This is a genomic window from Vibrio sp. 9-16B-A1 (assembly GCF_056726165.1).
This window is the reverse complement of the sequence record NZ_JBSDZD010000001.1, coordinates 275,340-289,526: the sequence shown is the minus strand read 5'-3', so window position 1 is coordinate 289,526 and position 14,187 is coordinate 275,340. Positions and strand designations below refer to the sequence as shown.

The window sequence follows — 14,187 nt, the reverse complement described above, 5'->3', positions numbered from 1 at the left end:
TGGTCAGACCGTTACCGAATCCGGCAGGTGGAACAGTAACCTGGTATTGTGCTTATCCGAGGCTATCTGATAGCACTCGTGCCTGTGTTTCAGCGCCAGTTCGACAAGGGTATGATCGAGTTTTCCCTGTTCGACCATATCGGTCAGGATCGCCGTTACCCGGCTGAGTTCCATTCCCTTGCGGTAAGGCCGCTCCTGAACCAGTGCCTGGAAGACATCCGCTACCGCAATGATCCTTGCCTCTGTACACAGCTCTTTCTCACTCGGGTGGAAGGGATAGCCAGCCCCGTTTACGCCTTCATGATGAAAAGCGGCCCAGTGTGCAATTTCTTCCAGCCCGGTGATGCCCCGCAATATGGCGAAGGTTTCAAAGCTGTGCTGGTTCATGATTGCGCGCTCGGCTTCATCCAGTGCACCGGGTTTTTCCAGGATCTCATCGGGGGTGTGCAGTTTCCCGAGGTCATGCAGCAGGCCGGCAATCTCTATCTTGTCGCACTGTGAGGCAGGCATGCCGTATTTCTGCGCAAGAAAGCTCGCCAGTTCGGCGACTTTGGCGGAGTGGAGGGCGGTAAAGGTGCTCTTTTGGTCAACGATATAAGCCATGATGAGTGACAGGTGTTTAATTTGTTCCAGTTTGAGTTTTATATCGCTCTGGAGCTTGCTCATATCCCATACATAGCGGTTGATATGACGGTCTTCCAGCATGATCCAGAATGACTCTGAATTCTGGATTGTCATGAACGCTTTAATAAAGTCAGGATTAAAGTAACCTTCGGCGTCTTTGGCTACGGCTTTTACAACTTTCTCTTTGGCGACCAGAATGTCACTGCCATAGTGGGCAGCACCCAAAACGTCGATTCTGTCTGCCAGATAGATCAGATTAGCCATCAGGGCATCACGGGGAGCAATGTCCATGACCTGAAGTTCATCCCATGCGGTGTGGTGATACAAAATAGGATTGGCGAAATGCCGCAGTGGTTCAAAATCTTTCAGCAGCTGATAACCAATCTCGCAGTGTATGTTGGCTTTGTTCCAGTCAAAGTGGCTGACCAGATTATTGTGCATCTGATTTGTGGAGACACCGATGTCGTGCAGCATACCCAGTTCAAACAGGAACTGCAGATCCTGTTCGCTGTAACCCAGTTCGTGACCAAGTTGATAAGCGATATAACCAACCCGCTTACCGTGATTGGTGTCATTGAGTCCGACCAGAGAGACGGTGGTTTCGATTGCCGTGATCATTTCACGCAGATTGATGCGAATTTGAGAGCTCATAATGCACTGCCCAGCCATTTGTACGTTGTACATAAAGCGTAGTCCATTTCCGAAATTTGGCAGCATCAGGAAAGACAAAGAAAAAGTTATGAAATCCTCGTGCGGTTTTGGTTATACTACGCCGCTGTTTTAGAGACTAACCAGGATTACGCAGAAATGTCATTTTCTTCACAGGGTTTTGCCCCGGAGCTTGTTAAAGCGCTTGATGAATGCGGCTATGAGAAACTTACGCCAATTCAGCAAAAAGCGATTCCAGTCGCGCGCAAAGGCCATGATGTGCTGGCAACAGCGCAAACCGGTACCGGTAAAACTGCAGCTTTCTCGCTGCCGGTAATCCAGCAGTTGCTCGACAGCGGAGTTAAACCGTCTGCTGCAACTGCGCGTGCTCTTATCCTTGCACCGACCCGGGAACTGGTGGCGCAGATTGCAGATAACATCAAAGAGTACGCCAAATACACTTCGCTGAACGTGTGCGCGGTTTATGGGGGCGCGAAGATGTCTTCCCAGACCCGTCAGCTGGAAAAAGGCGTGGATATTCTGGTGGCGACACCTGGCCGTCTGGCTGAACACCTGGAAGAGGGGAATGTGTCTATTGCCCGGCTAGAGTTCCTGGTATTCGATGAAGCTGACCGTATTCTGGATCTTGGCTTTATCAATGCGGTGCGCGATATGATGGCGCAGGTAGAAACCTCACCGCAGATCATGATGTTCTCAGCCACGACTTCATCACAGCTGAACACTCTGGCGGCGGATATTCTGCGTAAACCGAAACGTATTCAGGTTGCTCCGGCGAACACTACTGCTGAAACCGTAGCACACGTTGTTTACCCGGTTGATCAGGAGCGTAAAACCGAGCTGCTTTCTGAGCTTATTGGCCGTAAGAACTGGCAGCAGGTACTGGTGTTTGTAAACTACAAAGAAACCGCCAACGAAGTGGTTAAAGAGCTTAAGCTTGATGGTATTAAAGCAGTACTGTGCCATGGTGACAAAGCACAAAGTGCCCGTCGCCGTGCTCTGAGTGAGTTTAAAGAAGGCAAAGCCCGCGTTATGGTTGCGACTGACGTGGCGGCCCGTGGTCTTGATATTGCTGGTCTGCCTCATGTGATCAACTACGATATGCCATTCCTGGCAGAAGATTATGTTCACCGTATTGGTCGTACCGGCCGTGCGGGTCAGCAGGGACATGCCGTGTCTTTTGTTAACCGTGAAGAAGAGCTGACCCTGATGCAGGTTGAACAGCTGATCAAACAGCGTATCCGCCGTGTTGAGCTGTCAGGTTATGAGCCAAAATCCCGTGATGCGTATCTGGTTAAGCTGCACAGCAAGCCAGCGTTTAAAAACCGTCGTGGTCGTCAGAACAACCCGAATCAGTCGGCAACGGATCAGGGTGGTGCAGAGCGCCGGATGGCAATCATCAAGCAGTTGCGCAATCGCAAGAAGTAATTCAGGCTATTTCGGTTTAATGAAAAATGGGAGCTAGTGCTCCCATTCTGTTTTTTCAAGGTGACGAATCAGATCGTTCCTCGTCGCTTCTCCCATCGCTACCTGACAGAAGAGTTCCGCTGTCTTTTCACTGCCGCCAAAGCAATGCTGTATTGAGGCGATAATATCGTCGTCAGGGTATTTCTGCAGGTGGTTTTTGACCCACTCGTATTCAAGCGCAGCCGGATCCTGAATAGTACTCCGTCCCAGTTGAAAAGCCTTCGTCATACACTGACTTCCTTATAAGCGTATATTAACTTGCGGTAGCTTCCTTAAAGCGCTACTGAAGAGTTTTCTAATTTGTCACAGTTTTCATTAAGTTAATGTGACCCTGCTAATAAAATTGTCACATCCTGATTCTGCCCTGGAAATCAGGGGGAGGGAAGGGTATTGTTTTATTGCAAACTACTTTGAAATCTGCTGAAAACAGCCCAAAGGACGCTTTCAGCAGAGTGATATGAAGGAATAGAGTCCTCAGGAACGCATTGGCCAGTTATCACTGACCCAACCTCCTGCCTGTTCATCGAAATGTAAGCCGCTGAAACGGGTAATCTTCTCTGCGACTTTCTTGCCTTTAATGGTTTTGGAATCCAAAAGTCGCTGAATATGACTGGCCATCGGGTCACCACTGCACAGTCGCTGCTTGCGGGTTGCTACTTCCTTTATCAGTTTCAGACGATATGACGCACTTGCTCGTTTCATTTCGATGACCTCCTGTTGATGACACTAGTTATTTAGCCTAGGAGTCATCCTGAAAAGCGTCAAACGGAGTTATAGATTAATTATTAACCAGTTCGGCCTGTCTTATTCCATAAAGAAATTACAAATTGTGTGGTTTAACAAATAGGTTTCAATTACAGGGGCTTAGTGCCAGTTCTGAGACAAAATGTCGTGTTTGTCGCAAGTTGACAGCAGGATGTGCGGGGCTTTGCGGTGCGTTTCACGGATCTGTCCGGTGGACGATTTGGTTAGTGATAGAAATGCTATTAGCATGCATTTCTATCTATGCACTTGATCACGCTTTGTAGGTGGTGTATCACTATTAAGTGGCTTTAGTTTCATATTGTGAACCAGGCACGGATCTTTAGTGTCACAAGCTTGCAAGAACGGGTATCATTAAGTCAGTTGGTTTAATGATGAACTAATGTAACAGTTGATTGATACAAGGAAATGATATGACAAACTACATTTGGACTAATTTCGGCGTTCTGAATCATGTAAATAAAGATGAGCGGTTTGTATTAGTATCGAATGAAGAGGGTCGGGAACTAAAAATGAGTATCGCCAGCTATGAAGAGTCTGCTGACAGTGTATATCAGCATGCACTTGACCTGGTTGGTAAACCGGTGAAAATCAAAACCAGTCAGGTTACAGGTAACTGGAACAAACTGGTTTGGTTTAACGCCATTGAATCTGCCGAGCAGCGTAAAGCCGCTTTGTCGATCAGCTAACTCGTCACCACTCCCCCTTAAAAATAATTAATAAAAATACAATAAACAAAACCGGCTCTGGATGAGCCGGTTTTTTTGTGAGTTTAACCGTAATCACTGCTGGAGTTTGAACGCTCCTACATGCTTATCAAGTGCAGCAGCGAGTTCAGTCAGGCGTTGACTGGACTGCTCCAGTTGTGTACTTGATTCCAGAGTCTCGTTCACGGACCGGTTTACGGTATCCATGTTCACGTTTATTTCACCGGCTACTGAAGACTGCTGTTCGGTGGCAGTGGCTACCTGGGTGTTCATGTCCACTATTTGATTAATCTGATTAAGGATTTCATCCAGACTGGACTGAGCCTTTGACGTGGCGTCAGAACCTTCATGGGCCAAAGCACGGCTTGTCTCCATTGAGGAAACAGCCTGTTGTGATTTGCTCTGGAGCTCGTTGATCATCATCTGAATCTCGTTAGTGGATTGTGATGTTTTACTGGCAAGGTTTCGCACTTCATCTGCAACAACGGCAAAGCCACGACCAGCCTCTCCTGCACGTGCAGCTTCAATCGCTGCGTTCAGAGCCAGAAGATTGGTCTGGTCTGAAATATCACGGATGACATCCAGAATACCGCCAATAGATTGTGAGCGTTCTGCCAGCGAATTTACGACCTGAGACATTTCTTCCATCTCACTGGTCATCTGGCTCACTGAATCGTTGGCTGATGTCAGTACTTCTAGTCCTGAACGGGTTTCTCTGCTGGCCGCATCAGCACTGTGAGCAGCCTGGGAGGCATTTTGCGCGATGTCGTTAACCGTTGCGCTCATTTCGTTCATGGAAGTGACGACCAGCAGTGTCTGCTCATGTTGATCATGTCCGCGGTCGGTAGTTTGATGCGCAATGAGGCGAAGCTGTTCAGACGTTGCTGTCAAATCATGACCGGTTTTGGCGACCTGGGCGATGATCTGCTGGATTTTTTCTGCGAACGTATTGAAAGCATGTGAGATGCCGGCAATTTCGTCATTGCCACGGACCGGTAATCTGGCGCTCAGATCTCCTTCTCCCCGTGAAATGTCTTCCAGTGCCTGCTGAAGGTTGTTTAATGGTTTAAGGAAACGGTTGATAAGGTAGAGCAGGCAGGTGATGCAGATAACAGTGACGACCAGGGTCGCGGTGACCTGAGACAGGACAATGTTCATTGACGCGTCTTCAACCTGGGTGATGGGAAAGCCCACATCAAAGGTGCCATACAGTTCACCATTGATATAGACAGGATACATCATGTCATAGACCCAGACCTCCTGAACATCAGCATACCATTTGGAGTGCTGGATTTTGCCGTGGCCTGCGCCGGTGACAGTGTAATCATCTTTATAAACTTTATTAAGCTTTTGCGGGTCGCTGTGAGCAACGGCCTGGACGTTTTTATCAATCAGGATAGCGTAAGTAATGTCTGGTCTCTCTTTCAGGGCCAGGACCATTTGCTGCATGTCCTCAAGCGGGTTTTCAGAATGACTGAGAATATATTCAGCGTTGGAAGAGAGAAGGGAAACTTTTCCGTAGGACTCTTCAAGGATGACTTTCTCGATCTCGTCATTTGAGATCAGTGATGTGGTAATTACATTAGCTGCGATGGCTATACCAAACATAATGCAAACGATCAAAAGAAGGGCTTTCTTCATGCTGACACCTGCTGTGTTTATAGTTAAATGAAAAAACATAAGAAAATCAGATAGCAGGACTTCATTGTAAGGCTTTGACAGTGTGAATTTGATAAACACATCAAAAACTGGAAATTATCAGGATATAATTTCAGAAAAATGCTGGGCGTATGGCATAAAAAAAGGCTCCGAAGAGCCTTGTTAGTTATTTGGTCGGGTAAACCTGCTGCCCGTTGAAGAAGGTTTTATCAACAATGGTCTTATGCAGCCTGCGGACTTCACCGTTGAAAATGTCCTGTTTCAGGATCAGGAAGTCTGCGTATTTGCCTTTCTCAATAGAGCCAAGCTGATCGCCCATGCCGATGGCTTTGGCACCATTGAGCGTGAAGATTTTAATGGCTTCATCAACGGAAATTGCGCTGAAGTCAAATGCAGTATCGACAGAACCGCCGGGTTTCTCCCGGGTAATAATGGTCTCAATTGCCTGCCATGGGTTTGGCGAGAACGCTACGGTCCAGTCTGAGCCGTAGGAAACCAGAGTGCCTTTTTTGAGTAACTGTTTGACCGGCCACATGCGTTTTACCCGGTCGCCGATATCCGCTTCAATCACGCCCATTCCTGGGTTTGGGAACCACAGGGCTGGGGAGGCTTCATACACTACATTCAGCTTTGAGAAACGAACGAAATCATCCGGGTGGACAAACGTTGCGTGGGCGATACTGTGATAGCGGCCATCGTTGTGGCGTGGCAACTGTTCATAGCTGTCCAGCAGCAGGCGGATGGCCCGGTCACCGATGGCATGAGATTTAAACACGAAGCCTTTCTTATCCAGCTCGCGCATCTCTTTCTGCAAAGGTTCTGCCTGAATCCGAAGGTCGCCACGGAAATCCGTATTGTTAAATGCCTCAAGCATTACTGCAGTGCGTCCTGCAGCAGAGCCATCCAGAATGTACTTAATACAATGAGGATTAACGAGCTCAGTGGTCAGTGCCTGATAGTTATCTATCAGGGCCTGCTGAGCAGCTTTGCCAGCAGGTGTAGGGAAGTTCAGCGGAGAAGAGATACATACATGCATGCGGGTATGCAGCTCGCCTTCTTCTTCAAGGTAGCGGTACGCATCAAAGTTGCGCTGCATACCGTATGCATCCGTCATGGCAGTCACACCGTATGAGTGCATTTCTTTCAGGAAGGGTTTAAGCCCTTTCTCAGACCAGGTTGTGGTGTCCGGATTATCCAGTGCAGAAGTTGCAAGGTCAGTGGCGGTCTCACGAAGCACACCTGTTGGCTCTCCGCTGTCATCTCTTACGATGATTCCGCCTTCCGGATCCGGTGTATTTCTGTCAATCCCCAGCTCTTTCAGTGCCAGGGAGTTCAGCAACATAGCATGTGCCCCCTGATCGTACAGCGCGATAGGGCGGTCATTAACGATGGCATCCAGAGAAGACTTATGTGATGGAATGTCGGTTTCAGCGATGTTTTCCCCGTTGTCTTTCAGCCAGTTAAGGTTACCGCCATAAATCCACTTTTTCTCAGGGTTGTTTTTTCGGTAGTCCTTAATGGTTTTCGTCACTGTCTCCCAGCTGTCTGTTGGGGAAACAAAAATGTTCAGGTAGTTGTCAGCACCCATATCCGGGTGGATATGCTCATCGACGATACCGGGCATAACGACTTTCTGGTTCAGGTCGACCATTTTGGTATCCGCACCTTTCAGACGGCTTACCTCGTTCAGTGTACCTACAGCGACAAACTTACCGTTTTCAATGGCGAATGCTTCCGCCCATGGTTGCGCATCGTTAACGGTATAGATTTTGCCGTTATAGAAAATGGTATCGGCACCAGCCAGCGCAGAACTGCTGATGACACTGATTGCCGTAGCAAGAAGCAGTTTCTTCATTTCATTCATTCCTTCGTTTGAAACCAGAGCAGATACGTCTGCCGATCGGCTGTTCGGAATGACAATCATAAGCCATTGAACAACATTGATATCTTATAGACTATAGACGAGAAATGACCGTGATTTTGGTTGGATTTGATAGTCTTATTTTTGAAAACAGAAGCGGATAATTATGTACGGAAGAGTTGCCGGTTACCGGCCGGTGCACGACCGGCCGTTTGTTGTAACTTTTTGAACAAAAAATCTTATATCAGTGGTTTCAGAAGTCTGGTTCCGTTTCAAATACCATGGGTACCCTGGTGTAAGGGTGGGCCAGTTCCAGCCTCTGAGCATGCAGATGCAAGCGGTTTGATTTTGTTCCGTACAGATCGTCACCAATGATCGGCATGTTCAGTCCTTCATGATGGGCACAGTGTACACGCAGCTGATGGGTACGGCCGGTATGCGGGTGCAACCAGAGTTTGGTGAAGCCATCTTTACGCTCGATGACTTCAAAGCTGGTCAGGGCTGGTTTGCCGTGCTCGTAGCAGACCAGCTGACGGGGGCGGTCATACAGATCACCGCGAAGTGGCAGGCGGATTTCACCTGTATCAGCTGCCAGTTCGCCTTCAATCTTAGCCACGTAGCGCTTGCCTACTTCGCGGGTGATAAACTGCTTTTGCAGACTTCTATTCGCCCGGCGGGTAAGAGCAAACACCAGGATCCCTGAGGTGGACATATCCAGCCTGTGGATCACAAACGGCCCTTCGACATCCGGGAACTGCTCACACAAACGGGTATAAACCGAGTCTTTGATGTGTTTGCCTGGTACGGAAAGAAACTCCGCGGGCTTGTTGACCACCACCATGGCTTCATCCTGATAGAGGATTTCTATTTCCTTACCTTCAGCCGGGTTTTCGAGCAGTGGATTGGGCTCTACATCCAGGCCAATCAGCATGTGGCCAAGGATTGGCTCGCACTTGGCTTTGCAGGACGGGTAGTAACGCCCGTGCTGGCGGACTTCTGATTTAGGTGAGACGCCCCACCAGAACTCTGCCATGGCAACCGGCTCCAGTTGGTTCTGATAGGCGTACTGCAGCAGCTTTGGCGCAGCGCATTCACCGGAGCCTGCCGGAATGGTCTCATCAGCAAAAATATTTGTCAGTGCTTTGTTTTCACCGCGGGCATTAAGGAAGCAGTAGTTTGAGAATAATCTGTGTTGCAGCGCATTAGAGCGGTTGGCCCTTTCCTGTAAAAGGGCTGACAGGGCGCCCTGAATCTGGTCAAGCTCGCTCTGAATATCATCCAGCGCCTGTTGGTGGTCACGCTTAAGATCTTTGATGTGGTATTTCTCGGCGATGCTCTCTTTACCAAGCCCGCTCATGACTGTTTCCAGCTCTTGCCCGGACAGATTCTGTTCCGCTTCAGCGCGCAGCTTCTTGCGCCTGGCCCTGCCTTCGATCATCTTCTGGCGAAACGCTTCGATTTCTGCTTCGCCTTTCTCTGTTTGCTCAGCCAGTGCCAGCTTCAGGGATGCAAGTTCAGGAGATGCTTTCAGGGCGTTTACCTTACTGTTGATCTCATTGATTTGGTTCGTTTCAGTGCGGAACCAGCCATCCTGATCGAGCATATCAAATACCGGTGGCACAAAGCCTGGCAGCTGGTTGGAGTCCGCAATTTTGCCCGAGTGGGCTTTCAGGTAACCCAGCTCACCCAGGGCATTTTTTACCACCAGTACACCGAACATTTTGCCGGTTGCTTTCCCGCTCTGTTCAGGGCTTTCTTCTCCGGGGATGCCAAAATTGTGCTGCCACTGACTCTGCTCACGCAGATGCTGCTGAAGCTCAGCCGCTGCCAGCTCACAAAGGGGATGAGGCTGATAATAGAACGGAAAAGTAAACTGCTCCGGCACTGAAATATCAGATACCGGGGACTGGAACGGGGTAAAAAAGTGCATAACTCGGACTTTTGCTGAAACAGAGCGGCGATTGTACTGGTTTATCGGCTGAATGCCAGTACTGTGATTGAGTGGGAGTAGGAGGTGCCGCCACTCCCAATACTGAGAGTAGCGGCAATCTGTCAGCAGCCGTGTTCCATCAGGAACTGAATATCGTCATGGCTGTTGTAGTATTCTGCTTCCTGCTGGTGGCGGAACAGTTTCAGCGGAGCGTCTGTAGCGGTGTGGTAGCTCAGCGTTTCACCGCTTACCTGCAGCATGGTGCCCTCCGGTATACCGACCACGATTTCGTGTGGATTGACCACCAGGAACTCTTCAATACGTTCGTCACGGGTTTCACCCATGTGGCCTGAAATCGATGCTTCGATATAGTGAGGGTTGATCTGGAATGGCACCAGGCCCAGAGACGGCAGAATGGTTGCCGTCACGATAGGCATATCGTTGGTAGTACGAATCGTAGGGGTACCGACGTTGGTGCCCGCACTCCAGCCGATATACAGCTTGTTCTCTCGCAGTACTGCTTTACGCAGCGGGCGAACAAGGCCGTTATCATGCAGCATCTTGTTCAGAACCCAGGTGTTGCCACCGCTGACCAGAATACCGTCCGCTTCCCCGATGGCTTTAACCGGGTCTTCGGCCTGATGAATACCGGTGACTTCACAGCCCAACTGCCCCAGGGACTCCTGCACCATAGCGGTACGCTCGTCATAGCTGCCGCGGATCACAGCGTATGGGATAAACAACAGTTTCTTTGCACCGGTGCGCTCAACGGCGGCTTTGATCCAGTCCAGACCATATTCAAGAACCAGAGAATTGCCCGGCAGTTTGCCGTTACTGAATAGCATGATGTTCATAAATTAAAGCTCCAACTACTTGGCTTTGGGATAGTCAGTTGTAATGCGGATAATGTCCCGCACTACGTTGCCTGCCGCTTTGAGTGACTCAACCGGCAGGTACTCGTAAATCGAATGAAAATTGTGCGCCCCGGTAAACAGGTTGGGGCATGGCAGACCTTTCTGAGACAGTACTGCGCCATCATAACCACCGCGCATTGGCACGCGGCTCATGGCAATGTCATTTTGCCTGTAGGCCTGCTGCGCAATTGTGATCGGGTAGGCATTTTCTCCTTCCAGGCTGTTTGCTACGTTTTCATAACGGTCGCTGAGCTCGATGCTTACCCCTTTCCAGAGCTGGTTGCAGTTTTCAGCCAGTTGCTTAAGAAAGTTCATCCGGTTTCGGTAGCCCTGCTGGCAAAAATCGCGGATATCGAGTTTCAGTACAGTCCTGGCACTGTTACCACTGAGCTCTTTAACCCAGTAATAACCCTCGCGACCTTCGGTGTATTCGGGCGCTTCACCGGCTGGCAGCATAGAGATGAACTTGTGGGCCATTAACAGTGAGTTTTTCAGTTTGCCTTTGGCCGACATGGGGTGGGCCGACTGACCGGTAAAGGTGATTTCTGCGTTACCGGCGTTCCAGTTCTCACATACGAATTCACCAATACCGCAGCAATCCAGCGTGTAGCCAAAATCGGCACCAAAGCTGTCAACATTGAACGCTTTGGCACCGCGCAGTCCCTGCTCTTCATCGGGTAAAAAAGCAACTTTGACTTCACCGTGCTCAACGTCCGGATTTTGAATGAAGTATTGCAGTGCATCCATGATTGCTGCAATTGCGGCTTTATCATCGGCACCAAGCAAACTGGTGCCATCGGTGGCGATAATGTCCTGGCCCCTGTAGTCAGCCAGCTCAATGAACTCACTTTCGCGCAGCCAGATATCGAGATCCTCATTCAGGCAGAGTGACTCTTTGTTATGGGTCAGGATCTGTGCGTGGGTATCACCACTTTGCTCCGCACTGGTATCCAGGTGGGCGAAAAAGGCAACCGTGGGCAGCGACCTGTCACGGTTGGATGGCAGGGTGGCCGTAAGTATGGCCTTGTCAGAAAGGTGGATATCGTCCAGCCCCAGTCCGCGGAGCTCCTGCTCCAGTTTACGGGCCAGCTCCATCTGGCCCGGTGAAGAGGGCATTACTCCCGCCGCACCCTTAGCACGGTCGGTGGTAGTGTTGACTTTGGTGTAACTCAGAAAGCGACTGACGATATCCATGATTCCTCCTTAGATAAGCAGCTGAGAGCAGACAAGTACGGTTGCCAGGCCGCCCAGCATTGGAATAGCGGTACGTTTGGCAAGCTCGATAGGCGATACATTGGCAACACCTGCACAGGCAATCACCACACCCGCAACCGGTGAAGCGGAGCGCATCAGGCCTGATGCAAGCTGCATTGGCAGGGCAACGGCAGCAGCAGAGGCACCAACCTGAGCGGCCACATCCGGAGCCAGGTTAGAGAAGCTGAAGAATGAGGCGTTACCAGAACCAGACAGAAGGGTAACCACAGTAATGATCAGAACCAGTACCAGAACCATCGCCAGGTAGCCAAAACCAAAGCTTGAAGCCGAGTTCAGCAGCAGGCCGATAAAGCCAATTGAGCTCAGGCCGGTTACAAACACTTTTGCCGAAATGATCAGGCTGACCACGCTGGCAAAGACTGCACCCATGCCATCCAGGTAGACTTTAAGCGAAGCGGCGACTTTCTTGCCGTCACGGGTGAAGATGAAGTCGCATACCATAGCGATAAACAGGGCGATAAACATCGCAGTGACCACGTTCATTTTGATGCTGGTGATAGCGAACTTACTGAAAGTCAGCAGCAGGAGCAGTGGCAGAACCGGCAGAATGGCGAACCACTTAGGTGCGTTACGCTGGGCAGTTTCGTCCAGGCTGAACTCGTGTTTAACGCCGTTTTCCTCATCTTTGCGGTCAAAGTAGCGCTGGCAGACAAAGTGCAGTGCAGCAATAACCAGCATCGAGATACCGGCAACCATCAGCTGGTAGCTGACAAAGTAGGTCGCCACATCGATCCCAGCTACTTCAGCTGCTTTGTTAGCAGCGGAAGAGGCAGGACCAAGGTCAAGACAGCCGGTGGTTGCTACTACTGCCGCGGCAGCAGCAGGATTACAGCCTACACCGACCAGTACCGGGTACATGGCAACCAGTAACAGCAGCGCAAGACCGGTGGCACTTGGAATGAATATATTGATCAGCTGACCAATAATGTAAGCCATCGCCAGAACCAGGTAAGGATTTTTGATGTGTGAAAGTGGTTTGGTAGCGATCTTTACCATGGCGTTAGCCGCGCCAATATGACTCATGTACTTGGAGAAACCACCAACGGCCATAATGATAAGACCCAGTTTGGCCAGTGTTGAAGAGGCGATAACTTTGATCACTTCAAAGAAGTCCACGATCACCGAGCCGGTTGGTTTACCACCTTTGGGCATAAACTCCTCGTTGCCACTGAGTACCCCAAGGGCAATCATCAGCAGACCGGCCAGCAGCAGAACGGATTGGGTATTGTATTTCTTGACGATAAAGTAACCGACAAAGAAGATAATAGGTATCGCTAAATATGTAACCATCTTAAACCTCTGAAATAAACTGTTACACCTTTAGTTCCATTTCGTTCTGAAAATCAGAACTGAATAACAATAATGGAATAAAAAGTATGGCTCTCAATAAAAATAAGGTGTCGCCGGGAAAATCCGGGACGGTCAAATAGCAAGCAAATTAAAAAGTTAGTTTTTAAATATATCGAATTCTGAAAAGATTCCTTCGATTCGGGAAAAACGGGGATCTTTATCCGGTTTGCCGGACATGCCTTTAATAAAAGCTTCAATCAGGGAAAAGCCCGCAGTGCGGTTATTAAATATTCCATCACTGGCGCTTTCTACGCAAAACTCTATATCGGCATAGCCGACAAAAGGATTTACCTGCTGGTCCGTCACCATCACAATTTTTCCGCCGTTTTCAGAAAACCAGCGAACCAGTCTTACGGTAATGCTGGAAAAACGGTGATAAGAGATAGCCAGCAGGGTATCGTCTTCGGTGACATCTACCAGTTGGTGGGGAAGGGTGGACGCATCGGCACGCAGTAACACTACGTCTTTTCTCAGATATCGGGCAAGCAGATAGAAGTAGTTGGACAGGGCTTCCGCAGAGGCACTGCCCATCACGTAAAGTTTGCCTTTGTTGTTCTGCATGCAGTCAATCGCCTGGTCGAAGTCGGCGTGGGAAATCGCTTCCCAGGTGGCCTGCATATTGGCCATGATTTCCTGATAGTGAGTGGCCAGAAGGGCGTTGTTATCCGAGCCCGATCGATCCTGACGGCAGCGGTCAATCGGGGTTGTCAGTTCCTGAACAAGATCGTCAGAAACGGCTTTTTTAAATGCAATGAAGCCTTTGAAACCAAGTCGCTGGAGAAAACGCCCGAGGGTGGCTTTACCCACACCTATCTGTTTGCACAGTTCATCAATCCGGGCAAAGGGGAGCATAGGATAGTGCTTAATAAAATAGCTGACGATGACTTTATCCGTCGCGGTCAGGTTATCAATGCTATTGACGCTGTCGATAAATTCCTGTTTGTTCATCGTCTTTTCCCACTCCTGTGTTCT

Annotated in this window: 12 protein-coding genes; 2 read left to right on the top strand and 10 right to left on the bottom strand. The window is 49.5% G+C overall.

What is annotated here, in order from left to right; translation table 11 throughout:
* Positions 1 to 3: 3 nt before the first annotated feature.
* Positions 4 to 1,275 (bottom strand): HD-GYP domain-containing protein, encoded by a 1,272-nt coding sequence (locus ACVB80_RS01365; protein ID WP_481079460.1) that lies wholly within the window; start codon positions 1,273 to 1,275, stop codon positions 4 to 6.
* Positions 1,276 to 1,431: 156 nt separating this feature from the next.
* On the opposite strand from ACVB80_RS01365, the gene ACVB80_RS01360 reads away from it, so the two are divergent.
* Entirely contained in the window at positions 1,432 to 2,718 is a 1,287-nt protein-coding gene (locus ACVB80_RS01360) for a DEAD/DEAH box helicase (RefSeq protein ID WP_481079459.1), read from the top strand.
* A 33-nt stretch (positions 2,719 to 2,751) separates the two neighbouring features.
* Here ACVB80_RS01360 and ACVB80_RS01355 read toward each other — a convergent pair whose 3' ends face one another.
* On the bottom strand, positions 2,752 to 2,985 hold the full coding sequence (locus ACVB80_RS01355; RefSeq protein WP_481079458.1) for a hypothetical protein: 234 nt from the start codon (positions 2,983 to 2,985) through the stop codon (positions 2,752 to 2,754).
* 246 nt (positions 2,986 to 3,231) lie between these two features.
* Positions 3,232 to 3,459, bottom strand: coding sequence for a hypothetical protein (locus ACVB80_RS01350; protein ID WP_481079457.1), 228 nt, complete (start codon positions 3,457 to 3,459; stop codon positions 3,232 to 3,234).
* A gap of 473 nt (positions 3,460 to 3,932) precedes the next feature.
* Here ACVB80_RS01350 and ACVB80_RS01345 point away from each other — a divergent pair, with 473 nt between their 5' ends.
* Positions 3,933 to 4,208, top strand: a complete 276-nt coding sequence (locus ACVB80_RS01345; RefSeq protein ID WP_481079456.1) for a hypothetical protein — start codon at positions 3,933 to 3,935, stop codon at positions 4,206 to 4,208.
* A 93-nt stretch (positions 4,209 to 4,301) separates the two neighbouring features.
* Here the strand turns inward: ACVB80_RS01345 and ACVB80_RS01340 are convergent, their stop codons facing one another.
* The 7 genes from ACVB80_RS01340 to ACVB80_RS01310 form a co-directional block, all read right to left on the bottom strand.
* The gene (locus ACVB80_RS01340; RefSeq protein ID WP_481079455.1) at positions 4,302 to 5,867 is read right to left on the bottom strand and encodes a methyl-accepting chemotaxis protein; all 1,566 of its coding nucleotides are present in this window, start codon (positions 5,865 to 5,867) and stop codon (positions 4,302 to 4,304) included.
* 184 nt (positions 5,868 to 6,051) lie between these two features.
* Entirely contained in the window at positions 6,052 to 7,740 is a 1,689-nt protein-coding gene (locus tag ACVB80_RS01335; protein WP_481079454.1) for an amidohydrolase, read from the bottom strand.
* Positions 7,741 to 7,999: 259 nt separating this feature from the next.
* The gene (locus ACVB80_RS01330; protein WP_481079453.1) at positions 8,000 to 9,676 is read right to left on the bottom strand and encodes an RluA family pseudouridine synthase; all 1,677 of its coding nucleotides are present in this window, start codon (positions 9,674 to 9,676) and stop codon (positions 8,000 to 8,002) included.
* 122 nt (positions 9,677 to 9,798) lie between these two features.
* Complete coding sequence (gene pepE / locus ACVB80_RS01325; RefSeq protein ID WP_481079452.1) at positions 9,799 to 10,530, bottom strand: dipeptidase PepE; 732 nt, start codon at positions 10,528 to 10,530, stop codon at positions 9,799 to 9,801.
* 15 nt (positions 10,531 to 10,545) lie between these two features.
* Positions 10,546 to 11,784: a peptidase T gene (gene pepT, locus ACVB80_RS01320; protein WP_481079451.1), complete on the bottom strand. Its 1,239-nt coding sequence runs from the start codon at positions 11,782 to 11,784 to the stop codon at positions 10,546 to 10,548.
* Positions 11,785 to 11,793: 9 nt separating this feature from the next.
* Positions 11,794 to 13,155, bottom strand: coding sequence for a C4-dicarboxylate transporter DcuC (gene dcuC / locus ACVB80_RS01315; protein WP_481079450.1), 1,362 nt, complete (start codon positions 13,153 to 13,155; stop codon positions 11,794 to 11,796).
* 156 nt (positions 13,156 to 13,311) lie between these two features.
* Positions 13,312 to 14,163 (bottom strand): MurR/RpiR family transcriptional regulator, encoded by an 852-nt coding sequence (locus ACVB80_RS01310; RefSeq protein ID WP_481079449.1) that lies wholly within the window; start codon positions 14,161 to 14,163, stop codon positions 13,312 to 13,314.
* Between the last annotated feature and the right edge of the window lie 24 nt (positions 14,164 to 14,187).